Source organism: Halosimplex aquaticum, from assembly GCF_028747785.1.
Taxonomy (GTDB): domain Archaea; phylum Halobacteriota; class Halobacteria; order Halobacteriales; family Haloarculaceae; genus Halosimplex; species Halosimplex aquaticum.
On sequence record NZ_CP118158.1, the window covers coordinates 3,895,631 to 3,916,949 of the forward strand.

At 67.7% G+C, this 21,319-nt stretch carries 23 protein-coding genes, 1 tRNA gene and 1 pseudogene; 14 read left to right on the forward strand and 11 right to left on the reverse strand.

Annotated features, from left to right (window positions below; genetic code table 11):
• Nucleotides 1–18 precede the first annotated feature (18 nt).
• Nucleotides 19–264, reverse strand: coding sequence for a hypothetical protein (locus tag PSC72_RS19195; protein WP_274323035.1), 246 nt, complete (start codon nt 262–264; stop codon nt 19–21).
• Between the two features lie 148 nt (nt 265–412).
• Between PSC72_RS19195 and PSC72_RS19200 the strand changes: the two genes are divergently transcribed.
• Nucleotides 413–1,588, forward strand: coding sequence for an enolase C-terminal domain-like protein (locus tag PSC72_RS19200; RefSeq protein ID WP_274323036.1), 1,176 nt, complete (start codon nt 413–415; stop codon nt 1,586–1,588).
• Between the two features lie 52 nt (nt 1,589–1,640).
• Here PSC72_RS19200 and PSC72_RS19205 read toward each other — a convergent pair whose 3' ends face one another.
• The gene (locus PSC72_RS19205; RefSeq protein WP_274323037.1) at nt 1,641–2,039 is read right to left on the reverse strand and encodes a type II toxin-antitoxin system VapC family toxin; all 399 of its coding nucleotides are present in this window, start codon (nt 2,037–2,039) and stop codon (nt 1,641–1,643) included.
• Nucleotides 2,040–2,389: 350 nt separating this feature from the next.
• On the opposite strand from PSC72_RS19205, the pseudogene PSC72_RS19210 reads away from it, so the two are divergent.
• From PSC72_RS19210 to purF, 5 genes and pseudogenes are all read left to right on the forward strand, one after another.
• Nucleotides 2,390–3,500: pseudogene (locus tag PSC72_RS19210) on the forward strand (Gfo/Idh/MocA family protein).
• A gap of 75 nt (nt 3,501–3,575) precedes the next feature.
• The gene (locus PSC72_RS19215) at nt 3,576–4,643 is read left to right on the forward strand and encodes a M20/M25/M40 family metallo-hydrolase (RefSeq protein ID WP_274323038.1); all 1,068 of its coding nucleotides are present in this window, start codon (nt 3,576–3,578) and stop codon (nt 4,641–4,643) included.
• Nucleotides 4,644–4,760: 117 nt separating this feature from the next.
• Nucleotides 4,761–4,946 carry an LSM domain-containing protein gene (locus PSC72_RS19220; RefSeq protein ID WP_274323039.1) on the forward strand — a complete coding sequence of 62 codons (186 nt, stop codon included), beginning with the start codon at nt 4,761–4,763 and terminating at the stop codon, nt 4,944–4,946.
• Entirely contained in the window at nt 4,943–5,116 is a 174-nt protein-coding gene (locus PSC72_RS19225) for a 50S ribosomal protein L37e (RefSeq protein ID WP_135363063.1), read from the forward strand. Before PSC72_RS19220 ends, PSC72_RS19225 begins: the two co-directional genes overlap by 4 nt.
• Before the next feature lie 4 nt (nt 5,117–5,120).
• The gene (gene purF, locus PSC72_RS19230) at nt 5,121–6,548 is read left to right on the forward strand and encodes an amidophosphoribosyltransferase (RefSeq protein ID WP_274323040.1); all 1,428 of its coding nucleotides are present in this window, start codon (nt 5,121–5,123) and stop codon (nt 6,546–6,548) included.
• A gap of 51 nt (nt 6,549–6,599) precedes the next feature.
• On the opposite strand, the gene PSC72_RS19235 is transcribed toward purF, so the two are convergent.
• Entirely contained in the window at nt 6,600–6,791 is a 192-nt protein-coding gene (locus PSC72_RS19235) for a XapX domain-containing protein (RefSeq protein WP_274323041.1), read from the reverse strand.
• A 403-nt stretch (nt 6,792–7,194) separates the two neighbouring features.
• Between PSC72_RS19235 and PSC72_RS19240 the strand changes: the two genes are divergently transcribed.
• Entirely contained in the window at nt 7,195–7,779 is a 585-nt protein-coding gene (locus tag PSC72_RS19240; RefSeq protein WP_274323042.1) for a response regulator transcription factor, read from the forward strand.
• A gap of 260 nt (nt 7,780–8,039) precedes the next feature.
• On the opposite strand, the gene PSC72_RS19245 is transcribed toward PSC72_RS19240, so the two are convergent.
• Nucleotides 8,040–8,124: transfer RNA gene (locus tag PSC72_RS19245), tRNA-Leu, on the reverse strand.
• 148 nt (nt 8,125–8,272) lie between these two features.
• Here PSC72_RS19245 and PSC72_RS19250 point away from each other — a divergent pair.
• The 3 genes from PSC72_RS19250 (at nt 8,273) to PSC72_RS19260 (ending at nt 10,687) form a co-directional block, all read left to right on the forward strand.
• Nucleotides 8,273–8,767 carry a helix-turn-helix domain-containing protein gene (locus PSC72_RS19250; RefSeq protein ID WP_274323043.1) on the forward strand — a complete coding sequence of 165 codons (495 nt, stop codon included), beginning with the start codon at nt 8,273–8,275 and terminating at the stop codon, nt 8,765–8,767.
• Nucleotides 8,768–8,961: 194 nt separating this feature from the next.
• Complete coding sequence (locus tag PSC72_RS19255; RefSeq protein WP_274323044.1) at nt 8,962–10,098, forward strand: acyl-CoA dehydrogenase family protein; 1,137 nt, start codon at nt 8,962–8,964, stop codon at nt 10,096–10,098.
• Nucleotides 10,099–10,159: 61 nt separating this feature from the next.
• A complete protein-coding gene (locus tag PSC72_RS19260) occupies nt 10,160–10,687 on the forward strand; it encodes an HAD family hydrolase (protein ID WP_274323045.1) in 528 nt (175 codons plus the stop codon).
• 34 nt (nt 10,688–10,721) lie between these two features.
• Here the strand turns inward: PSC72_RS19260 and PSC72_RS19265 are convergent, their stop codons facing one another.
• Complete coding sequence (locus tag PSC72_RS19265; protein ID WP_274323046.1) at nt 10,722–10,955, reverse strand: DUF5822 domain-containing protein; 234 nt, start codon at nt 10,953–10,955, stop codon at nt 10,722–10,724.
• A gap of 75 nt (nt 10,956–11,030) precedes the next feature.
• Nucleotides 11,031–11,828 (reverse strand): alpha/beta fold hydrolase, encoded by a 798-nt coding sequence (locus PSC72_RS19270; protein ID WP_274323047.1) that lies wholly within the window; start codon nt 11,826–11,828, stop codon nt 11,031–11,033.
• A 187-nt stretch (nt 11,829–12,015) separates the two neighbouring features.
• Between PSC72_RS19270 and PSC72_RS19275 the strand changes: the two genes are divergently transcribed.
• The 3 genes from PSC72_RS19275 to PSC72_RS19285 all read left to right on the forward strand — a co-directional run bounded on the left by PSC72_RS19275 (nt 12,016) and on the right by PSC72_RS19285 (nt 15,211).
• Nucleotides 12,016–12,243, forward strand: a complete 228-nt coding sequence (locus PSC72_RS19275) for a DUF7127 family protein (RefSeq protein ID WP_274323048.1) — start codon at nt 12,016–12,018, stop codon at nt 12,241–12,243.
• Nucleotides 12,240–14,507 (forward strand): CDC48 family AAA ATPase, encoded by a 2,268-nt coding sequence (locus PSC72_RS19280; protein ID WP_274323049.1) that lies wholly within the window; start codon nt 12,240–12,242, stop codon nt 14,505–14,507. The genes PSC72_RS19275 and PSC72_RS19280 overlap by 4 nt, the downstream gene beginning before the upstream one ends.
• A 149-nt stretch (nt 14,508–14,656) precedes the next feature.
• Nucleotides 14,657–15,211 (forward strand): DUF420 domain-containing protein, encoded by a 555-nt coding sequence (locus PSC72_RS19285; protein WP_274323050.1) that lies wholly within the window; start codon nt 14,657–14,659, stop codon nt 15,209–15,211.
• A 9-nt stretch (nt 15,212–15,220) separates the two neighbouring features.
• Here the strand turns inward: PSC72_RS19285 and PSC72_RS19290 are convergent, their stop codons facing one another.
• Nucleotides 15,221–15,943: an alpha/beta fold hydrolase domain-containing protein gene (locus PSC72_RS19290; RefSeq protein WP_274323051.1), complete on the reverse strand. Its 723-nt coding sequence runs from the start codon at nt 15,941–15,943 to the stop codon at nt 15,221–15,223.
• A gap of 110 nt (nt 15,944–16,053) precedes the next feature.
• Nucleotides 16,054–17,160: a Gfo/Idh/MocA family protein gene (locus PSC72_RS19295; protein ID WP_274323052.1), complete on the reverse strand. Its 1,107-nt coding sequence runs from the start codon at nt 17,158–17,160 to the stop codon at nt 16,054–16,056.
• 215 nt (nt 17,161–17,375) lie between these two features.
• On the opposite strand from PSC72_RS19295, the gene PSC72_RS19300 reads away from it, so the two are divergent.
• Nucleotides 17,376–17,966 (forward strand): hypothetical protein, encoded by a 591-nt coding sequence (locus tag PSC72_RS19300; protein WP_274323053.1) that lies wholly within the window; start codon nt 17,376–17,378, stop codon nt 17,964–17,966.
• A 273-nt stretch (nt 17,967–18,239) separates the two neighbouring features.
• On the opposite strand, the gene PSC72_RS19305 is transcribed toward PSC72_RS19300, so the two are convergent.
• The 3 genes from PSC72_RS19305 to PSC72_RS19315 are packed head-to-tail and all read right to left on the reverse strand — an operon-like array spanning nt 18,240 to nt 21,318.
• Nucleotides 18,240–20,063, reverse strand: a complete 1,824-nt coding sequence (locus PSC72_RS19305) for an FAD-binding protein (RefSeq protein WP_274323054.1) — start codon at nt 20,061–20,063, stop codon at nt 18,240–18,242.
• Between the two features lie 2 nt (nt 20,064–20,065).
• Nucleotides 20,066–20,956 carry a succinate dehydrogenase/fumarate reductase iron-sulfur subunit gene (locus tag PSC72_RS19310; protein WP_274323055.1) on the reverse strand — a complete coding sequence of 297 codons (891 nt, stop codon included), beginning with the start codon at nt 20,954–20,956 and terminating at the stop codon, nt 20,066–20,068.
• The gene (locus PSC72_RS19315) at nt 20,953–21,318 is read right to left on the reverse strand and encodes a succinate dehydrogenase hydrophobic membrane anchor subunit (protein ID WP_274323056.1); all 366 of its coding nucleotides are present in this window, start codon (nt 21,316–21,318) and stop codon (nt 20,953–20,955) included. Before PSC72_RS19315 ends, PSC72_RS19310 begins: the two co-directional genes overlap by 4 nt.
• Nucleotide 21,319 lies beyond the last annotated feature (1 nt).

Consider the following 21,319-nt stretch of genomic DNA (forward strand, 5'->3'; position numbering starts at 1 on the left):
ACGCCCGTCTCGGCCGCTTCAGTCTTCGAGCGTTGGTTCGCCCGACCCGCGGAGAATCCGGCGGACGAGCACGACGACGGCGACGAGGCCGACGAACGCGATCAGGGTCGGCAGCGGATTCGACCCGCCGTCGGGTCCGGACCCACCGCCGAGACCGCTCTCGTCGCGTTCGTCCGTATCGCCCGATCGCACGCCGCTTCCCGGCGCGTTCGCGGTGAACTCCGCGCCGTCGAGGTGGACCTCCAGAAGGGTTATGTCGACCATAGTTTCCGTTGGACGACAGACCGGAAAGGGGTTTCGCCGGCGCCGGCGCCGGCCGACAGCGGCGGAGACGGCAGGTCACGGGACTCGACCGACGGCCGCGACACGCGATATCCCAACCATTCTTGAGGGCGCCAGTCGACCCCAGCGTATGGCCCCGGAGATAACGAAAATCGAGAGCACGGAGTTCGCGTACGAGATTCCGGACATGGGCACGGACCAGCACGGGTTCAACCTCGTCTACGAGCCAGGGAACAGCGTCGAGCGGAAGCTGTTCGCGATCGAGGTCCACACGGACGAGGGGATCACCGGCGAGTACGTCGGCGGCAACTCCCCCGGCGCCGCCCAGATCAACACGTTCGCGGACTACCTCGTCGGCAAGAACCCCCTGGAGCGGGAGAAACACTGGTCCGAGATCAAGCGCGCCCTGCGCAAGTACGACCGGATGGGGATCGGCCCGATCGACATCGCGCTGTGGGACTTCGCCGGCAAGTACTACGACGCGCCGATCCACGAGCTTCTGGGCACCTACCGCGAGCGCATCCCCGCGTACGCGTCGACCTACCACGGCGACGAGAACGGCGGCCTGGAGACGCCCGAGGACTTCGCCGACTTCGCCGAGGAGTGCCGGGATATCGGCTACGACGCGTTCAAGATCCACGGCTGGGGCGGCAGCGACGGTTCCCGCGACCTCGATCGGGAGGTCGCCGCGGTCCACGCCGTCGGCGAGCGCGTCGGCGACGAGATGGACCTGATGCACGACCCGGCATGCGAACTGGAGACGCTGGCCGACGCGCTGAAGCTCGGCCGCGCGCTCGACGAAGAGGGATTCTTCTGGTACGAGGACCCCTACCGCGACGGCGGTATCTCCCAGCACGCCCACCGCAAGCTCCGCCAGCAGCTCGACACCCCGATCCTCCAGACGGAGCACGTCCGCGGCCTGGAGCCGTTCACGGACTTCATCGACGCCGAGTCGACCGACTTCGTCCGCGCCGACCCCGAGTACGACGGCGGCATCACCGGCGCCATCAAGCGCGCCCGCGTCGCCGAGGGCCACGGCCTCGACGTCGAGTTTCACGCGCCCGGCCCCGCCCAGCGCCACTGCATCGCCGCCGTCCGCAACAGCAACTACTACGAGATGGCGCTGGTCCACCCCGACGCGCCCAACACCACCCCGCCGGTCTACGCCGGCGACTACGAGGACCAGCTGGAGACCGTCGACGACGAGGGGACGGTCCCGGTCCCCGACGGCCCCGGCCTCGGCGTCGACTACGACTGGGACTTCATCGAGGCGAACGCCACCGGCAGCGTCCATACCTACGAGTAACGGGCCCCTTCGCTCCTCGAATAGACGTCGACTTCACCGGAGACGAGGTAGATCAGGCTCGATCTAGTAGCTCACCGGGGCTAACCGCCCCGTTGTCGAGTAACTCCCCGTCGAAAGTAACGAACGTCGCGTCGATATCTTCGACGAGTGCGAGGAGTACGCAATCCATCGTGTAGAGGAGGGAATCGCGCTGCATACTGTACGCGGTGATCTGATCGCTGATCTCCGGTGCGTAGATGTCGACCCTCTCGTAGATGTCCTCCAGTACGTTTTCGACCTCCTCCTGTTCCGTCCGCTTTTTCTTCGTCAGCACCGACCGGATCTCCATTAGATTCAGGATCGACGTGCTGAATTCGAAGTCTCGATTGAGCAGTTCCGTTGCAACGTCTCCCCGAGACGGTTCATCCGTCACGCTAGCGACGAAGACGTTCGAATCGACGAATACGTTCATTCCCGTTCTCGTTCCTCGCGGACTGCGGCCACTGAATCGACGTTAACGTCCGCCAAACGCCCAGCGAGTAAGTCACCCAGTTCCGATTCCGGTCGCTTTTCATCCGACTCATCGGGCGATCGATCGTCAGGAGAGCCGGACGGATACGAGGAATTGATCGAGCTTCCCATATGTCAAACAGGTGGTTACAGGGTCAAAACAGTTTCTTCGTGTCTCGAAATCCGGACGTGAGTCTCGGCGATGGGACACCTCAACTGTCGTCATCGCGGCCCCGTCTGGCAGCACGGCTTACTGTGCCCGAGCGAGTCGACCACGAAACGGCCAAGACCCCTCCCCGTCATGCCGGAGACATGTCGAACTACCGCGCAGGGATCATCGGTGCCGGTGGGATCGCAGGGCTGGGCATCCTGGGGATGCACGACGAGGAGGACATCGGGGAGAAGAAGTTCACGGCCAGTCACGCCGGCGGCTACGACGCGACCGACGGCATCGAACTCGCGGCCGTCGCCGACGTCGACGAGGAGAAACTCGACCGGTTCGGCGAGGCGTGGGACGTCCCCGAGGAGGGGCGCTACGTGGGCCACGAGGCCATGCTCGAAGCGGAAGACCTGGACGTCGTCTCCGTCTGCACGCCGTCGTATCTCCACCACGACCCCGTGGTCGACGCGGCCCGCTCGGCGGCCGACCCGTCGGCGATCTGGTGCGAGAAGCCGATCGCTTCCTCGGTCAGCGACGCCAACGAGATGGTGGAGGTCTGCGACGAGACCGACACCGAACTCGTCGTGAACCACTCGTTCCGGTTCACCGAGAAACAGCGACGGCTGGCCGAACTCGTCCGCGAGGAGGACCTCCTCGGCGAGGTCCACTCGGTCTCGATGCAGTTCCGGATGGAGCTACTTCGCAACTCGACGCACCTGCTCGACACGCTCGTGCAACTGCTCGACGCGCGCGCCGAGCGGGTAGCCGGCCACATCACCGGCGAGAACGAGGCGGTCGACAGCCTGGAAGCGGGCGAGAGCGTCGACGACGCGGGGGGCGGCGGGTTCGTCGTCATGGACGACGGCTCGTTCGCGACCGTCGACTGCACGATCCCGCGCGCGGACTCCTCGATGACGATGCAGTTCGTCGGCAGCGAGGGGGAAGCTCTACCTGAACAACGACGACGGCGAGTGGCGCTACTGGCGCCTCGACGACGGCGACCACGTCGAGGTCGACCTCGCCGAGTACGGGATCGAGGGCGCCTGGACGTGGGAGGACGACTACGAGCGCGCCTTCCCGAACGCCGCCCGCCACATCCGGGACGTCCTCGACGGGGGGGAGGCGGAGAACCGCTCGCCCGGCGACGTGGCGACGCGCTCGCTGGAGATCATCGTCGGCTTCTACCTCTCGCACTACACCGGCGGGCAGGTCTCCATCCCGCTGGACCGCCCGCTACGGGACGTCGAGATCACCTCGTGGTGAGTCGACGGCCGGACCGCAGTTCCGCCGTCGACCGCCGGTAGCCACGTTCAAGGCGGTTCAGTCGTAGGTGGTCGCATGGACGACGCTCACCGCGCGTTTCTGGACGATCTGCTCGCGACCTCCAGCCCGTCGGGCTACGAGGTGCCCGGCCAGCGGGTCTGGGTCGACTACGTCGCCGAGTTCGCGGACGAGGTCCGGACCGACGAGTACGGCAACGCCGTCGCTGTCCACGATGGTAGCGACGACTGCGACACGTCGATCGCGTTCACCGGGCACGGCGACGAGATCGGCTTCATCGTCCGCGAGGTCACCGACGACGGCTTCCTACGGATCGGCCGGGTCGGCGGCTCGGACAAGACCGTCGCGCAGGGACAGCACGTGACGGTCCACACCGACGACGGACCGGTGCCGGGCGTGATCGGGCAGATGGCGATCCACCTGCGGGACGGCGACGACGACGACGCGCCGGAGATCGCCGAGCAACACGTCGACATCGGCGTCGCCGACGGCGACGACGCCGCGGACCTCGTCGAGGTCGGCGACCCGGTGACGTTCGAGCAGCGCGTGCGCGAACTCGAAGACGGCCGGCTGACCGCCCGGGGGATGGACAACCGGGTCGGTATCTGGGCGGCCGCCGAGGGACTGCGCCGCGCCGTCGAAGCGGGTGCCGAGGCGACCGTCTACGCGGTCAGCACGGTGCAAGAGGAGGTCGGCCTCCAGGGCGCCCGGATGGTCGGCTTCGACCTGAACCCCGACGCGGTGATCGCCTGCGACGTGACCCACGCGACGGACTCGCCGGGGGTGCCCGGCAAGAAGTCGACCGGGGTCGAACTCGGCGAGGGGCCGGTGGTCGCTCGCGGCAGCGCCAACCACCCGGCGCTGGTCGCCGCCGTCCGAGACGTGGCCGACGAGCGGGACGTGGACGTCCAGTTGCAGGCGACGGGGTCGCGGACCGGGACGGACGCGGACGCCTTCTACGTCGCCCGCGGCGGGACGCCGACGCTCAGCCTCGGACTGCCGAACCGCTACATGCACACGCCCGTCGAGGTGATCGAGGCCGACGACCTCGACGCGATGGCGGACCTGCTGGGCGCGGTGGGGGCGCGAGCGGAGTCGTTCGCGCCGTTCGACGTCGGACTGTAGCGGTCGCGGCCGTCGCCGAGCGACGCCGATTATCGGCGATCCGGGCCCCGATTCGGGGCGTCGCGGGTAGATTGGGCAAGCGGTACGTTTATGCACGCGACGCCAGGCAGTTCGGGTATGAGCGGACGACCGCTGGACGTGCTCGAGGCGTCGCTCGGCGAGGAGGTCACGGTCCGCCTGAAGGGCGGCGAAGAGTACGTCGGCGACCTCTCAGGCTACGACCAGCACATGAACCTGGTCATCGAGGACGACGAAGACACAACGATTATACGCGGCGATAACGTCGTCTCGATCAACCCATGACTGGCGCAGGAACCCCGAGTCAGGGAAAGAAAAACACCACGACACACGTCAAGTGTCGTCGGTGCGGTGAGAAGTCGTATCACGTCAAGAACAAAGTCTGTGCGTCCTGCGGGTTCGGCGAGTCAGCCAAACGACGGGACTACGCCTGGCAGGACAAAGCCGGCGAGTAACGAAATGCACGAGAAGTGCGGCGTCGTCGGCATCTCTACTACCGACCGTGACGTCGCCCGCCCCCTCTATTACTCGCTTTACGCCCTCCAGCACCGCGGCCAGGAGTCCGCCGGCATCGTCACCCACGACGGCTTCCAGCAGTACGAGCACGTCGAGATGGGCCTCGTCGGCGACGTCTTCGACGAGGACGACCTGGACTCGCTCAACGGTTCGAACGGCATCGGCCACGTCCGCTACCCCACGTCCGGGAGCGTCAACAACTGCTGTGCCCAGCCGTTCTCCGTCTCGTTCAAGAGCGGGTCGCTCGGGCTGGCCCACAACGGCAACCTGATCAACACCGAGGAGATCCGCGAGGAACTCGCCGGACTGGGCCACGCCTTCACCTCCGACGGCGACACCGAGGTCATCGCCCACGACCTCGCACGAAACCTGCTCGAAGAGGATCTGGTCCGCGCGGTCAAGCGGACCATGAGTCGCATCCACGGTTCGTACTCGCTGACGATCACCCACGACGAGACGGTCCTGGGCGTGCGGGACCCGCAGGGCAACCGACCGCTCTGTATCGGCGAACTCGACGACGGATACGTCCTCGCGTCCGAGAGCGCGGCCATCGACACCCTCGACGGCGAACTCGTCCGGGACGTGCGGCCGGGCGAACTCGTCGTCCTCCACGACGACGGGACCGGCTTCGACACCTACCAGCTCGTCGAGTCCGACAACACGGCCCACTGCTTCTTCGAACACGTCTACTTCGCGCGGCCGGACTCGGTCATCGACGACGAACTCGTCTACGAGGTGCGCCGCGACCTGGGTCGCGCCCTCTGGGAGGAGTCGGGCATCGAGACGGACGTCGTGATGCCCGTCCCCGACTCCGGGCGGGCGTTCGCGTCGGGCTACGCCGACGCCGCGCCCGACGGCGTCGAGTTCGCGGAGGGGCTGATGAAGAACCGCTACGTCGGGCGGACGTTCATCATGCCGACGCAGGACGAGCGCGAGCGCGCGGTCCGGTTGAAGCTCAACCCCATCAAGAGCACGGTGGAGGGCAAGACCGTCACGGTCATCGACGACTCCATCGTCCGCGGGACCACCTCCTCGCAGCTCGTCGAACTGCTCTACGAGGCGGGCGCCGAGGAGGTCCACGTCCGCATCGGCGCGCCGCCGATCATCGCGCCCTGTTACATGGGCATCGACATGGCGAGCCGCGAGGAGCTCATCGCGGCCGACCGCTCGGTCGAGGAGATCCGCGAGGAGATTCAGGCCGACTCGCTGTCGTACCTCTCCATCGAGGCCATCGCCGAGTCGCTCGGCAAGAGCGACTCGGACCTCTGCCTGGGCTGTGTGACGGGCGAGTACCCGTACGACATCGACGGCGAACAGACCGATCGCGACGTCCAGCGACCGGCCGTCGGCCACTCCTCGGCCGACGACTGACCCCACTTCTCGTTCGCGAGACAGCCGTTTCCGCTTTCGACGTCGTTCCGATCAGAAGAAGCTGAGCACGTCGATCCCGACGTCGAAGTGGTCGAGGACGACGTATCCGAGGTAGATACCCACGATCCCGAGCACGCCGGCCGCGTTCGGCGGCGCGGGGATCGGGACGTTCAGGAACCGGAAGACCGCGCCGGTCAAGAAGCCGGTCAGCAAGGCGAGTGCGACAGTCGAAGCCGAAGCCATGCGGCGCTCTACAGGCGGTCGACACTCACTTCTTTCGACCCGCTTCGAGTCCCCGTCGAACCGCCGAAGCCGACGCTGGTCGGTTCGGGTCCCGCAAAAGGTGGGTGGGTGTGGGGTGGGTGGGTGATGTGGCACCGAACTGGTGCCGCACTTACGGATAGCCGCGAGGGGGTAATAAAACCACTGCCGATATTATCTATTTTGATAATATTATGCCCGATAGACCGCTATTTCGGACATGAACGGAAATGTGGGGCACCCTTTGACTTCAACGTCAGGCGACCCTTGATATCATCTCTGTGAATCGGAGAACAACGTATTTGCGACGGGTCGAGAAAGGAGAACCGATGAATGGTATCGGTCCAGCCAACGGGACGAGGCGGTTTCCGCGGAGGGTCCCGGCGTGACCGACGGGGCTCCGACCGTGCTCGTCGTCGACGACAACAGAGTGATCGCGGACACCTACGCCCAGTTCCTCGCAGACGACTACGAGGTCCGGGCGGTCACCAGCGGGTCGGAGGCGCTCGAGTCCCTCGGCCCGTCGACCGAGGTCGTCGTGCTCGACCGACGCATGCCAGGCGTCTCCGGCGACGATGTGCTGGCCCGGATCGCCGACCGCGCGCTCGACTGCCGGGTCGTCGTGGTCACCGCGGTCGAACCCGACGTCGACGTCGTCGACCTGCCGTTCGACGGCTACCTGGTCAAGCCCGTCGGCCGCGACGAGCTGACGGCGGCGGTGGACGAGATGCACCGGCGGGCGGACTACGACGACGCGCTCCGGCAGTTCCTCGCGCTCGCCTCGAAGAAGGCGACCCTCGAAGTCCGCGCCGACGAGGAGGAACTCGCGGAGAGCGATGCCTACGCGCGTATCGAGGAGCGCCTCGCGGCGAAGCGCGACGCGCTCGGCGTCGAGACGGAGACGCTCGAACGAGTCGTCGGCGGCGACGCCCCGGACATCGCCGACACCGACGAACTCCCGACGAACTGACGCGAGGGTTCGGACAGCGCGACGACCGGGGCGAGCTGTTACTCCATGGGTCGGTCACCGTTAGCGACGGCGACGATCTACTGGCGCCCGCCGAGAAGGGAGTGAATCCGCTCGCGGAGACGGTCGCGTCGCTGGGGAGACACACTGTCCGGCCGCAGAGCCGGCTGCGTCGCTCACCAGGTGGCTTCGGTAGGAAGTTTGCGTGGGTGCAGTCCCAAGGGAATGCACCTGCACTGTCGTCCGCGCGAGCGGACTGGTAGTGCGTGGGACCGGATTTGAACCGGCGGACCCCTACGGGACAGCGCCCTCAACGCTGCGCCGTTGGCCTGGCTTGGCTACCCACGCACCGGGTGTCTGTCTGCCTGCGATTATTGGTTGATTTGGCCCCGATAAAAGCCCTTTCGTTTACGTCCGACGACTCCGGTGGTCTGTCAGGTCATTCCGACGAGAGAAAACGGGTCATTCAAATAGGTCCTGTCCACTACCCCCCAGCATGGCTAAGTATTCGACCGGTGGCGCAGGCTCCAGCGCCAGCGACAGTTGCGAGCTCTGCGGCGCCGAGAACGTCGACCTCCAGACGGCCAGCGTCGCGGGGGCGACACTCAGCGTCTGCTCCGAGTGCGCCCACCACGACGAGACCCCCACCAAGGCCTCGGGCTCCGACGACGACGGGGACCGGAAGCGCCGCGCCGCCCAGAACACCGCGCGCATGCAGGACGCGAACGCGCCCGACGCCGAACACTGGGAAGACGGCGCCGACTACGACGACGACCAGCTCCCTTACCTCGTCAGCGACTACGGCGACGTCCTCGTCGAGGCCCGCCAGGACGCCGGCCTCCAGACCGCCGAACTCGCCGACGCGGTCGACGCCGACGAGTCCGACGTGCTCGCCGTCGAACAGGGTCGCGCGACGCAAGCCAACGTCGGCGGGTCGCTCATCGCCGCCCTCGAAGCCGAACTGGACGTCAAGCTCGTCGACTCCAACTGACTGGCCCTCCCACGGTCTCTCCATCTAGCTTCGAACTCGACGGTCTTTCGACCAGGTCACCCCGCCCTTCGTTCTCGCCCCGTTACTCCTTTCGTTCACCGGGCCTTCCTGGCGCTCGTTCGTTCTCGAATCGATCCGTCCGCCCCGCGGCGACGGGCGGGCAATTTTTGCCGGCGGTGGTCGAAGGGGCGGCCATGGAGCTTTCGGCCACCCAGGAGGCGATCCGCGACGCGGTTCGCGAGTTCGCCGCGGAGGAGATCCGACCGGTCGCCGCCGAGGCCGACCGCGAGGGGTCGTTCCCGGAAGACGTGTGGGACGGCCTCGCCGACCTCGACCTGACGGGACTGACCGTGCCCGAGGCGTACGGCGGGTTCGACGCCGACCGGCTGACCTACGCCGTCGTGAACGAGGGGGTCGCCCACGGTTCGCTCGCGGTGGCCACGGCGCTGTCCGTCCACTGCCTCGCCACCTCGTGCATCGCCGAGTTCGGCGACGAATCAGTCCGCGAGGAGTGGCTCCCGGAGATGGTCGGCGGCCGACCGGTCGGCGCGTTCGCGCTCTCGGAACCCGACGCGGGGTCGAACCCGGCCGAGATGTCGACGACAGCGCGGGAGACCGACGACGGCGACGGGTACGTCATCGACGGCAAGAAACAGTGGATCACGAACGGCGAGCGGGCGGGCGTCGCCGTCGTCTTCGCCAAGACCGACGCCGACGATCCGGGTTCCGTGACGCAGTTCCTCGTGCCGACGGACGCGGAGGGGCTCGAAGTCGGGAAGAAAGAGGACAAACTCGGCCTGCGGGCCAGCGACACCACGAGCCTGATCTTCGACGGGGTGGAGATCCCCGCCCGGTATCGCCTCACCGAACCGGGTCGGGGTCTCGCCGCTGCGTTCTCCATCCTGACCGGCGGGCGGATCGGCATCGCCGCCCAGTCGGTCGGGCTGGCGCAGGCGGCGCTGGACGAGGCGGTCGACTACGCGGGCGAGCGCGAGCAGTTCGACCGGCGGATCGCGGACTTCCAGTCGATCCGACACAAGCTCGCGGACATGTGGACGGACGTGCGAGCGGCGCGTGCGCTGACCCGGCAGGCGGCGATGGCTCAGGACCGGGGCGAGGACGCCCGGACGGCGGCGAGCGTGGCGAAGTACTTCGCCAGCGAGGCGGCCGTCGACGTGACCAGCGAAGCCGTCCAGATCCACGGCGGCTACGGCTACACGACGGACTTCCCGGTCGAGCGGTTCTACCGCGACGCGAAGGTGACGACAATTTACGAGGGGACCAGCCAGATCCAGAAGAACATCATCGCCCGGGACCTGCTGGGCGAGTGACCGACCGGTGCGGTGTTGTCGGGTCGAAGCGCATTTGCTGGCTCGTTGCCTACCGACGGGCGTGACGGAGTACAACGCCATCGTCTACGACCTGGACGGCACGCTCGTCCGCCTCGACGTGGACTGGGGAGCGGTCGCCGACCGCTGTGCCGCGATTCTGAGCGCGCGCGGCCACGACCCCGACGGGGCGGACATCTGGGAGATGCGGGAACTGGCGGCCGAACACGGCCTCCTCGACCGCGTCGACGAGGCCATCGCGGAGTTCGAGCGCGACGGGGCGCGGAGCGCCCGCCGACTGGCGCTGGCCGACGCGCTCCCGCACTCGGTACCGGTGGGGGTGTGTTCGCTCAACTGCGAGTCGGCCTGCCGGATCGCACTGGAACTACACGGGCTGGACGGCCACGTCGACGCCGTCGTCGGCCGCGACTCCCACGAACTCGTCAAGCCGGACCCGGAACCGCTGCTCTACGCCGTGGAGTCGCTGGGCGCCGTGCCCGAACGCTCGCTGTTCGTCGGCGACTCGGCGTCGGACAGAGAGGCGGCAGAAGCGGCCGGCGTCGACTTCCAGTGGGTCGAAGACCGGGTCTGAGCGATACCTGACCGTCACGGCGCGATACCGAGGTCTACGCTTCTCGGCGGCGCTCGTACGCGAATATCGACAGTGCGGTGACGATCCAGACGACGGCGCCGACCCGGACGGCGAAGAGGACGCGGTCGGTCCAGGTCGGCAGCGCGACGACGAGCGAGAGACCGGCGACGAGCGGCGCTCCCGCGATGATGGTGACCACGAAGGTGAGCTGCATCACCCGACCGTAGTCGACGCCGTCGGGATCGGTCCGCTCGACGCGCGCTGGCACGACAGGGACTTTCGGCGACGGCCCCTTGAGTCTCCTGTTTTGCCCCTGCGTCCCTGCTCGCGGCACGAACCGGCGTCAGCCGTCCGTCGACCGGAGGAACTCGCCGACGGTCCGGTTGAACACGTCAGGGCGCTCGGCCATCGCGAGGTGGGCGGCGTCCGGGATCTCGGCGTACTCGCCGTTCGGCAGGTTCTCCGCGAGGTACTCGTGATAGGCCGGCGGCGTGAGCGAGTCGTGTTCGCCGACGACGGCGAGGGCGGGCGCGTCGATCCCGTCGAGTCGGTCGCGCACGTCGAACGCGTGGCACGTCAGAAAGTCCCTGCGAGTGACCTCCCGACCGGTCGCGCGCAGTTGCGACTTCGACCGGCCGAGCGCGCGCTCGTCGGCGTCGTGGAAGAGCCGATCCTCGCCGTGCAGGAACTCGACGGCGCGGTCGAAGTCGGTGACCAGCCACTCGCGGAGGTCCTCGTGGACGGCGAGCCGCGCGCCCGTCCCGGTCAGCACGAGCGCTTCGGGGTCGAGATCGGTATCCAGGGCGACGTGCAGGACGACGGCGCCGCCAAGCGAGTTACCCACGAGCACGTCCGCGCCCGTCTCGCGCGCGACGGCGACCACGTCCCGTCCGTACGCCGCGAGCGCGTCGGCACTCGGACCGGTGTCGACGTCCTCGGAGTCACCGTGACCGCTCAGGTCGAGAGCGGCGGCCGGATGGACTGGCCCGTCGGCGCCGTACTGGGCGGCCCACACGCGGTGCGTGGCGCCGCTCCCGTGGACGTAGAGGGCCCGGACGGTATCGGCCCCGGATTCCGCTCTCGCACCGCCGTCGGCGACCCTGTACGCCGTCTGCCGGCCGTCGTGGCGAACCGTCTCCATGGAAGACGGTCCGGCGCTGTCGGGGAAAATCCCTCGGCCGCGCCCGGCACCACAACTGTCGGCCCGGCTGACTCCCCAGACCGTTGTCAGTGTGAACCGCAATTCCACCAGTACGGCCGTAGATGCGGACGTGGAGGGGGTATTTAGAGAAAGATTTATATACTTATCGCGCTAACTACGAGTTAGTATGACTGGAAAACAGCAGCTGGCTGACGACGTCGGTCTCCGTCGGTACGACTACGGCGACGAGACCGTGCTGGCGGCGGACCTCGGTCCGGGCCGGGACGCGTCCGTGGACGTACTCGACGACGCGGTCATCGTCGTCGTCGACGACGAGCAGTACGATCTCGACCTTGCTGGAGACGCGAAAGCGTTTATCCGCAACGGCGTCCTCACCATCGAGGTGAACGCATGAGACTCACTGTCAAGCCCCTGAAACAGAAGGACGCGGGTCGCGGACTCGCCGCTATCGACCGCGCGGCGATGGCCGAACTCGACCTGGAGAACGGTGACTACATCGTCATCGAGGGGAAGGAGTCCCGCGCGGTCGCGCGGGTCTGGCCCGGCTACCCCGAGGACGAGGGGCGCGGCGTCATCCGCATCGACGGTCGCCTCCGCCAGGAGGCCGACGTGGGGATCGACGACAACGTCGACGTCGAGAAGGCCGACGTGAAGCCGGCGACCAAGGTCAGCGTCGCCCTGCCGCAGAACCTCCGCGTTCGCGGGAACGTCGGCCCGATGATCCGCAACAACCTCAGCGGGCAGGCCGTCACGGAGGGTCAGACCGTGCCAGTCAGCTTCGGGCTCGGTCCGCTCTCCTCGATGAGCGGCCAGAAGATCCCGCTGAAGATCGCCGAGACCGACCCGTCGGGGACCGTGGTCGTCACGGACTCCACGGAGGTCGACGTGGCCGAGAAGCCCGCCGAGCAGATCCAGGAGGGCGCCGGCCCCGCCGAGGCGGGCGGCACTCCCGACATCACCTACGAGGACATCGGCGGCCTGGACGACGAGCTCGAACAGGTCCGCGAGATGATCGAGCTGCCGATGCGCCACCCGGAGCTGTTCGAGACGCTCGGCATCGAGCCGCCGAAGGGCGTGCTCCTCCACGGCCCGCCCGGCACCGGGAAGACGCTCATGGCGAAGGCCGTCGCCAACGAGATCGACGCGTACTTCACCGACATCTCCGGGCCGGAGATCATGTCGAAGTACTACGGGGAGAGCGAGGAGCAGCTCCGCGAGATCTTCGACGAGGCCGAGGAGAACTCGCCCGCCATCGTCTTCATCGACGAGATCGACTCCATCGCGCCCAAGCGCGGCGAGACCCAGGGCGACGTGGAACGACGCGTCGTCGCACAGCTCCTGAGCCTGATGGACGGGCTGGAGTCGCGCGGCCAGGTCATCGTCATCGGCGCGACCAACCGGGTCGACGCCGTCGACCCGGCGCTGCGCCGCGGCGGTCGCTTCGACCGCGAGATCGAGATCGGCGTCCCGGACAAGAACGGCCGCAAGGAGATCCTGCAGGTCCACACCCGCGGGATGCCCCTCGTCGAGGGCATCGACCTCGACCAGTACGCCGAGAACACCCACGGCTTCGTCGGCGCGGACCTCGAGTCGCTGGCCAAGGAGTCGGCGATGAACGCGCTGCGTCGCATCAGGCCGGAACTCGACCTCGAGTCCGACCAGATCGACGCCGAAGTGCTCGAACACCTGGAAGTCACGGAAGACGACTTCAAGCAGGCGCTGAAAGGGATCGAACCGTCGGCCCTGCGCGAGGTGTTCGTCGAGGTGCCCGACGTGACCTGGGACCAGGTCGGCGGGCTCGAAGACACCAAAGAGCGCCTGCGCGAGACGATCCAGTGGCCGCTGGACTACCCCGAGGTGTTCGAGGCCATGGACATGGAGGCCGCGAAGGGCGTCCTCATGTACGGCCCGCCCGGCACGGGGAAGACCCTGCTCGCCAAGGCCATCGCCAACGAGGCCCAGTCGAACTTCATCTCGATCAAGGGTCCCGAACTGCTGAACAAGTTCGTCGGCGAGTCCGAGAAGGGCGTCCGCGAGGTGTTCGAGAAGGCCCGTGCGAACGCACCCACCGTGGTGTTCTTCGACGAGATCGACTCGATCGCCGGTGAACGCGGCGGCAACACCACCGACTCCGGCGTCGGCGAACGTGTCGTCTCCCAGCTGCTGACGGAGCTCGACGGCCTCGAAGAACTGGAGGACGTGGTCGTCATCGCGACCACCAACCGGCCGGACCTCATCGACTCCGCGCTGCTGCGCCCGGGTCGACTCGACAGGCACGTTCACGTGCCCGTCCCGGACGAGGAGGCTCGCCGGAAGATCCTCGAAGTCCACACGCGGGACAAGCCGCTCGCGGACGACGTGGACCTGGACGAACTGGCCGAGCGCACCGAGGGCTACGTCGGCGCCGACATCGAAGCGGTCGCCCGCGAGGCCTCGATGGCCGCGACCCGCGAGTTCATCGCGAGCGTCGACCCCGAGGATATCGACGACTCCGTCCGCAACGTGAAGGTCACGATGGACCACTTCGAGCACGCGCTCACCGAGGTCACCCCCAGCGTCGACGAGGAGACCAAGGAGCGCTACGAGGAGATCGAAGAGCGCTTCGGCCCCGGCGAGGCCGAGGTCGAGGAGAAGGAAGTCGGCCGCACCTTCCACTGACGCGGTCGGCTGACTCCGCGGTCGCGAGCGGCGGACGGTTCTCCGCGGTCGTATTTTTCGCGCTTTTGCACCAGAGAGCGTCGGCGCCGCTCGACCGGGACGGCTTCGAAGCGCAACGCCATTGACCGTCGAGTCCGCAGTGTCGGGCGATGAACGTCAGGGAGCACGTCCCGGCGGTGTCGGGCATCCTCTCGGTCGCCGCGCTAGCGCTCGTGTTCGCCGCGGCGCTCCAGGCCATCCCGCAGGCGCTCCTCCCACGGGCGCCCGACGCGGTGTTGCACGCGATCCCGCATCTCAACGCCGCGGTGAGCGCGGCGGCCATCGGCGCCATCGTCGTCGGCTGGCGAGCGATCCGCCGCGGCGACGTGGCCGGACACCGCAGGGCGATGCTCGCGACGACCGCGCTGTTCGCGCTGTTCCTCGCCGCGTACCTCTACCGCGTCGCGCTCCTGGGGCCGACGAAGTTCTCCGGGCCGCCGCTGGTCGAGGGCGCGATCTACCCGGCCGTGCTGGCCATTCACATCGTCCTCGCCATCGTCTCCGTCCCGCTGGTCATCTACGTGCTCCTCCTCGCGGTGACCCGCTCGGTTCCCGAACTCAGAGAGACGCGCCACCCGACCGTCGGTCGCGTCGCCGCAGCGCTGTGGCTGGTCTCCTTCTCCCTCGGCGTCGTCGTCTACCTCATGCTGTACGTCCTGTTCTGAGCGGTCCACTCACTCGGGCCGGCAGTGATCGACGCGGACGGGGCCGACCAGCGCGTCCGGTCCGTCTGCGAGCGCGGCGAGCACCCACTCGACGGTCTGATCGCGTGAACTGGACGTGAAGAACTCGTGGCCGCCGTCGTAGACGACGGTCCGCTCGGCCGGTATGCGTTTTCCGATCGCCTCCACGTCGACGACAGTGTCCGTGAGCGAGCAGAAGACGACGCTGTCCTCACGGACGGGCGGGAGCCGTTCCTGCGCGTCGGCGACAGTCCGCAGGAACGCCGGCGCGATCCCGTCGGGGCCGTCGGTGAGTTGCTCCTCGGTCGCGAGGTCCCCGAGCGCGTCGGGATCCATCGGGACCGGGATGATCGGTCGAGCGGTCGGCAGGGAGACGAGCAGCCGCTGGAGCGGACCGGACTCGCCGGCCATCCCCCACCAGGGGCTCAGGTAGACGCGCGGTGCCGCCGAGTCGAGGTGGGCGGCGACCAGTCCGCCGGTGCTGTGCGAGAGGATCCTATCGGGCTTGGTCGCGTCGTGGCGGCGCTGGGTCGGCCGGACGTACTGGGCGCCGAAGTCGTCCCCGTGGTCGGGGATCGTCCCGACGTCGACCGTGTAGCCCGCGGCGACCAGTTCGTCGATCAGCCAGCGGACGTTCTCGTGGTGCGGTCTGTTCCCCCACCCGAGGACGAAGAGGACGCGCTCGTCGCCGTCGCCGAACTCCGTGAACTCCATGCGCGACGACTGGGGAGCGGTGCCACAAAAGTTCGGGGCCGATCCGGTGCTCCTGGCGTTCGCGTCCGGCCGTCCCCGGGCGCTCGGTCCCGCTGGCTTCCGGCGCTCGCTCAGTCGTCGTTCTCGGCGGGGTCGACTTCGAGGTCGCCGCCCGCGACGAGCGCCTCGAAGGCGTTGTCCTCGGCCTCCAGCGGGAAGTCGACGCGGCCGCGCTTGCGGGCCGACTCGTAGGCGCCGAAGATGATCTCGGCCGTCTTGAGGCCGTTCCGCGCGCCGAGTTCGGACTCCCGGCCCTCGCGGAGGGCGTCGACCACTTCCGCGGCGGCGCGGTCGATGTACTCGCTGCCGTACTGGCGGCCCCCGGCGTTCGCGCCGTGGAGGTCCTCGCCGTCGACGTCGAGCCCCTGCCAGTCGGCGTCGCCCGCGCGGCGGATCTCGAGCATGTTGCCCGTCTCGCTGTCGATCCGGATCTCGCCGTCGGTGCCGCGAATGACGTGCGCGGCGTCGGCGAAGCCGCTTCCCGTCCCGCCGGAGATGACGCCCTGTACCCCGGTCTCGTACTCCCAGAGCGCCCACGCCTGGTTCTCCTGGTGCATCCCGAAGCGGACGTCCTCCTCGCGGTAGTCGATCTGGGCGATGACCCAGGCGGGTTCGGCCTCGCCGGCGAACATGCCCGTCAGGTCGACGGTGTGGGCGCCGGTGTCGTAGAGGTCGCTCCACGTGGTCTCGACGCGCTGCAGGTTCCCGATCTCGCCGTCGTCGATCAGGCGCCTGGCCTCGCGGAAGGGTTTCCCGAAGCGGCGCTGGCGGTTGAACGTCAACTGCACGTCGCGGCGCCAGCAGGCCTGGGCCATCCGCTGGGCCGACCCCCAGGTGTGGGCCATCGGCTTCTCGGCGTGGATCGCGGAGACGACGCCGCTGCGCGCGCAGTCGACGACGACGTCCTCGTGGATCTGCGGCGGCACCGCGACAGTGACGATATCGGGCTCGACCGCGTCGAGCATCGCCTCGTAGTCCTCGAAGACGTGCTCGTCGGGGAGATCGAACGTCCGCGCGAACGCCTGCCCGTTCTCGGGAACGATGTCGGCGCAGGCGACGACCTCGCAGTCGGGCTGGTTCCCGAACGATTCCGCGTGGCGATACCCCATCGCGAACCCCTCGACGGTAGGGTTCTCCGGGTCCGGTCCCGTTCCGATGACTGCGACCGTTTCGGTCATGCCCCACCAGAGTCGGAACGCGCAAAAGCCTCTTTCGGTCGATTTCGTCACGCAGAGTCTATGTGTAGCCCGATAGTGGCAAATCGAGGCGGCCGCCGGTCGAGCTGTCACGGGAACTGGTGGAGTCAGTTACCAAAATACGCAATCGTACCAGACGAGTTCAATAAGATATATCACTGACTTCTCACCAACGTTACAACAGCTGAGCTATCGACATGCCTACGATAACTGTCGACGGATCCGAATTTGAGTACGAGAGACAGGCGAAGAACAGATCGGAGAGCGTCTTCGAGGCCAGAGTCATCTGCGAGTCCCGGACCGGCGAGCGGTCCATCAGGTCCTTCGAGATCGACGTGAAGGCTCGCGACGACCTCACGGCCACCCAGATAGAGACCGCGCTCGAGGAGTGGAAGCGGACCCACCCGACGCTGACGGTCGAACAGATCGTCATCGAGGAGACCAAACGCTGCGGGTTCGGCCAGCGGACCGGCGAGGCGACCGCGGACGCGTCGTCCGACGGGGCTACCGGCCAGACGCAGCCGCTGTACCGCGGCGGCGGGCGTTCTGTGCCCCGTTCACCGGTCGGGTTCGGCGACGTGCCCGTCGAGCGCGGCGAGGAGGTCACGTTCCACGTCGCGGGTCCGGACTCGTCGGTCTACGGCACCAGCAGCGGAACGGTGACCGGCGTCAAGACCGGCACCGAGGACTACAACGTCCTCATCATCGAGACGGACTCGGGGACCAAGCGCGTCCGCGAGGACTGGATCGTCGACGAGAGCGACGACGGCGAAGACGACGACGCGTAGACGAGACAGGGTGGTTCCGGGATGTGGGGTTCCGGAACGCGGCACTGATCGTTCTCCGTGGGTGATCGTGGCGCCGTAGCCTGATCGGTTGCGCTGTGGAGTGCGTTCAGAATCAGCGGCGGCCGCGTAGCATCCGCGCGAACGAAGTGAGCGCGGTTCATGCGAGCGCCTACGGCGCTCGCGCTTTTTCACCCATGTTTTTTGTCGGGGGTTCCCGCAGCGAGCGCAGCGAGCCAGGAAACTCCCCGACCAAAAAGATGGAAACTAGATGGTTTAGTAGGAGCGTTCTTTCGGCTCGTACTCCTTCTCGCCTTCGAGGAGGACAGGCTTGTAGTAGAGGCGCGGGTTGCCGTCGTTCCAGGCGAGCAGGGTGTGTTTGAGCCAGTTCTCGTCGTCGCGGAACTGGTACTGCTCGCGCCAGTGGGCGCCGCGGAACTCCTCGCGGGCGAGGGCGCCGACGGTGATGGCCTCGGCGACGTCGATGATGTTGCGGGTCTCGATCGTGTGCATCAGGTCGGTGTTGTAGGTTCGCGAGGGGTCCGAGGCGGCGACGTGCTGGTAGCGCTCGCGGGCCTCGCGGATGTCCGCGAGGGCGTCCTTGAGGTTCTCCTCGCGGCGGAAGACGTTGACGTTGGCCGTCATCGTCTCCTGGATGTCGTCGCGGACGTGGGCGTGGTTGATTCCGTCCTCCTCGAGGAGGGTCTCGATGCGCTCGCGCTGGCGCTCGACCTCGGCTTCGACGACGCTCTGGGCGTCCACAGCCGCGCCGTCGGCGGCGACGCTCTCGTCGGTCGACCCGACGGCGCCGACCTCGACGCCCTCGGGGATCTCGCCGGCCTCGCTCTCCGCGCTCGGGCCGGTCTGGATCTCGGCTTCCTTCATGTCGCCGCCGGCGGCGTGCTTGCCGGCGCGGGCGCCGAACACGAGCAGTTCGGGCAGGGCGTTGCCGCCGAGGCGGTTGCCGCCGTGCAGGGAGACGCAGGCCGTCTCGCCGGCCGCGTAGAGGCCGTCGATGCAGGTGTGACCGTTCTCGTCGACCTCGACGCCGCCCATCTGGTAGTGCTGGCCGGGCTTGACCGGCATGGGCTCGTCGAGGCCGTCGACGCCCTCGAAGTCCTCCGCGAGGTGGAGGATGTTCTCGAGCCTGTCGAGGATGCGCTCCTCGCCGAGGTGGCGCATGTCGAGGTGGACGTACTCGTCCTCGATGCCGCGACCGGCGTTGATCTCCGTCAGCTCCGCCCGGGAGACGACGTCGCGGGAGGCGAGTTCGCCCTCGTTGTTCGCGTAGCCGTGCTCGAACATGAACCGCTCCTCGTCGCCGTTGTAGAGGATGCCGCCCTCGCCGCGGACCCCCTCGGAGATGAGCACGCCCGTGGAGGGGAGCGTGGTGGGGTGGAACTGGACGAACTCCATGTCCTCCAGCGGGACGCCGGCGCGGTAGGCCATCGCGTAGCCGTCGCCTGTGTTGGCGACGGCGTTGGTGGTGTGGTCGAACACCTGGCCGGGGCCGCCGGTGGCGAGGATGACGCCGTTGGTGGCGCGGTACCCCTTGATCTCGCCGCTGGCGATGTCGTAGGCGACGACGCCGTGGCACTCGCGGTCCTCGACGTCGTCGTGGTCGGTGACCGCCAGGTCGAGGACCTGCTGTTCCTCGTAGACGGTGATGCCCCGCTTGACGACCTGCTCGTACATCGTGTGGAGCAGGTGGTGGCCGGTCTCGGCGCCGGCGTAGGTGGTACGGGGGTGTGAGAGGCCGCCGAACGGCCGCTGGGAGACGGTGCCGTCCTCCTCGCGGGAGAAGGGCATCCCCCAGTGCTCCAGCTGGATGACCTCGTCGGGGGCGTCCTGGGCGAACGTCTCGACCGCGGGGGCGTCCCCGAGGTAGTCCGACCCCTTCATCGTGTCGTAGGCGTGCAGTTCCCAGGAGTCCTCGGGGTGGAGCGCGGCGTTGATGCCGCCCTCCGCGGCCCCCGTGTGGGACCGGACGGGGTGGAGCTTCGTGACCATGGCCACGTCGGCTCCCTCCTCGTGGGCCTCGATCGCTGCTCGCAGGCCGGCGCCGCCGGCGCCGACGACGAGTACGTCGTGTTCGTGCATAGTTACCAGAATTTGAGGTTCGACTTGACTGCTTCGCGTTTCAGTTCCTGGATGTGCTCGGTGAGCGGGATGTCCTTCGGGCACACCTCGGTGCAGGAGAACTGGGTCTGACAGCGCCAGACGCCGTGTTCCTGCTCGATGATCTCCAGGCGGTCCTCCTTCTGGATCTCGCCCTCGCGCTCGTCCATCGCGAACCGGTAGGCCTTGTTGATGGCCGCCGGGCCGAGGTACTCGTTGTCGCCCGCGGCGATGTTACACGAGGACATGCAGGCGCCGCACCAGATACAGCGCGTGGACATCTTGACCTTCTCGCGGTTCTCGGGGGACTGGCGCTGTTCCTCGCGCTCGCCCTCCGGCAGCTCGTCGGGCTGGAAGTACGGCTCGACGGCGTGCATCTGCTCGTAGAAGTGCTCCATGTCCACGACGAGGTCCTTGACCACGTCCTGGTGGGGGAGCGGCTCGATGCGCACCGGGTCGTCGAGGTCCGCGATCTGGGTCTTGCACCCGAGCCGCTGCTGGCCGTTGACGAACAGGGCGTCGGAACCGCAGACGGCCTGTCGGCAGGAGTGGCGGAAGGTGAGCGAGGAGTCGTAGTGGTCCCGCGCGTAGATGAGCGCGTCGAGGACGGTCATCCCCTTGAAGAAGGGGACGGCGAAGTCGTCGAACCGGGGCTCTTCCTTGCCCTCGACCTCGGGGTCGTAGCGGAACACTTTGATCTGGACGGTGTTCTCCGCGTCCCGGACTTCCTCGCGGGCCTGTTCCTCGCGCTCGCGCGCCTCGGCGCGAGCGCGCTTCTCGGAGAGGCGACGCTCCTGCTGGGGCTGTTCGGTCTCCGCGGCCGCGTCGGCCTCGGACTCGTCTTCGGTCTGGTCTTGTTCGATTTGCGTGCTCATAGTAGATCAGTCATCGCGAGCGCCACGCGGGTTCCCTGAACGATCAGTGCTAGGCTGGCCAGCGCCAAAACGGCCCCGACTGCCTTCTTGCGGGCGCCGGTCAGGCCCTGGTTGATCAGGGCGTTGTAGACGCCGTTGACGCCGTGGAAGGTCGCGGTGACGAGGAACAGCCACATCGTCGCGAAGTAGCCGACCTGACTCATCCGCGTCTGGGTGCCGGCGAAGGTGATCTCCGCGGCGTGGTTGACGAAGTGCAGGAGGAAGAAGTGGAAGGCGAGAACGCCGATCAGGAAGACGGCTGTCAGCCGCTGGAGGAGCCACTTGGTGCCGCCGCGCTCGAAGGAGGAGTAGTGTTCCGCCATC

What these genes read in the sequence shown, in the direction of transcription:
- PSC72_RS19195 (WP_274323035.1), bottom strand. Translation starts at nt 264, where the DNA reads ATGGTCGACATAACCCTTCTGGAGGTCCACCTCGACGGCGCGGAGTTC.
- PSC72_RS19200 (WP_274323036.1), top strand. Translation starts at nt 413, where the DNA reads ATGGCCCCGGAGATAACGAAAATCGAGAGCACGGAGTTCGCGTACGAG.
- PSC72_RS19205 (WP_274323037.1), bottom strand. Translation starts at nt 2,039, where the DNA reads ATGAACGTATTCGTCGATTCGAACGTCTTCGTCGCTAGCGTGACGGAT.
- PSC72_RS19215 (WP_274323038.1), top strand. Translation starts at nt 3,576, where the DNA reads ATGGACGACGCTCACCGCGCGTTTCTGGACGATCTGCTCGCGACCTCC.
- PSC72_RS19220 (WP_274323039.1), top strand. Translation starts at nt 4,761, where the DNA reads ATGAGCGGACGACCGCTGGACGTGCTCGAGGCGTCGCTCGGCGAGGAG.
- PSC72_RS19225 (WP_135363063.1), top strand. Translation starts at nt 4,943, where the DNA reads ATGACTGGCGCAGGAACCCCGAGTCAGGGAAAGAAAAACACCACGACA.
- purF (WP_274323040.1), top strand. Translation starts at nt 5,121, where the DNA reads ATGCACGAGAAGTGCGGCGTCGTCGGCATCTCTACTACCGACCGTGAC.
- PSC72_RS19235 (WP_274323041.1), bottom strand. Translation starts at nt 6,791, where the DNA reads ATGGCTTCGGCTTCGACTGTCGCACTCGCCTTGCTGACCGGCTTCTTG.
- PSC72_RS19250 (WP_274323043.1), top strand. Translation starts at nt 8,273, where the DNA reads ATGGCTAAGTATTCGACCGGTGGCGCAGGCTCCAGCGCCAGCGACAGT.
- PSC72_RS19255 (WP_274323044.1), top strand. Translation starts at nt 8,962, where the DNA reads ATGGAGCTTTCGGCCACCCAGGAGGCGATCCGCGACGCGGTTCGCGAG.
- PSC72_RS19270 (WP_274323047.1), bottom strand. Translation starts at nt 11,828, where the DNA reads ATGGAGACGGTTCGCCACGACGGCCGGCAGACGGCGTACAGGGTCGCC.
- PSC72_RS19275 (WP_274323048.1), top strand. Translation starts at nt 12,016, where the DNA reads ATGACTGGAAAACAGCAGCTGGCTGACGACGTCGGTCTCCGTCGGTAC.
- PSC72_RS19280 (WP_274323049.1), top strand. Translation starts at nt 12,240, where the DNA reads ATGAGACTCACTGTCAAGCCCCTGAAACAGAAGGACGCGGGTCGCGGA.
- PSC72_RS19285 (WP_274323050.1), top strand. Translation starts at nt 14,657, where the DNA reads ATGAACGTCAGGGAGCACGTCCCGGCGGTGTCGGGCATCCTCTCGGTC.
- PSC72_RS19290 (WP_274323051.1), bottom strand. Translation starts at nt 15,943, where the DNA reads ATGGAGTTCACGGAGTTCGGCGACGGCGACGAGCGCGTCCTCTTCGTC.
- PSC72_RS19295 (WP_274323052.1), bottom strand. Translation starts at nt 17,160, where the DNA reads ATGACCGAAACGGTCGCAGTCATCGGAACGGGACCGGACCCGGAGAAC.
- PSC72_RS19300 (WP_274323053.1), top strand. Translation starts at nt 17,376, where the DNA reads ATGCCTACGATAACTGTCGACGGATCCGAATTTGAGTACGAGAGACAG.
- PSC72_RS19305 (WP_274323054.1), bottom strand. Translation starts at nt 20,063, where the DNA reads ATGCACGAACACGACGTACTCGTCGTCGGCGCCGGCGGCGCCGGCCTG.
- PSC72_RS19310 (WP_274323055.1), bottom strand. Translation starts at nt 20,956, where the DNA reads ATGAGCACGCAAATCGAACAAGACCAGACCGAAGACGAGTCCGAGGCC.
- PSC72_RS19315 (WP_274323056.1), bottom strand. Translation starts at nt 21,318, where the DNA reads ATGGCGGAACACTACTCCTCCTTCGAGCGCGGCGGCACCAAGTGGCTC.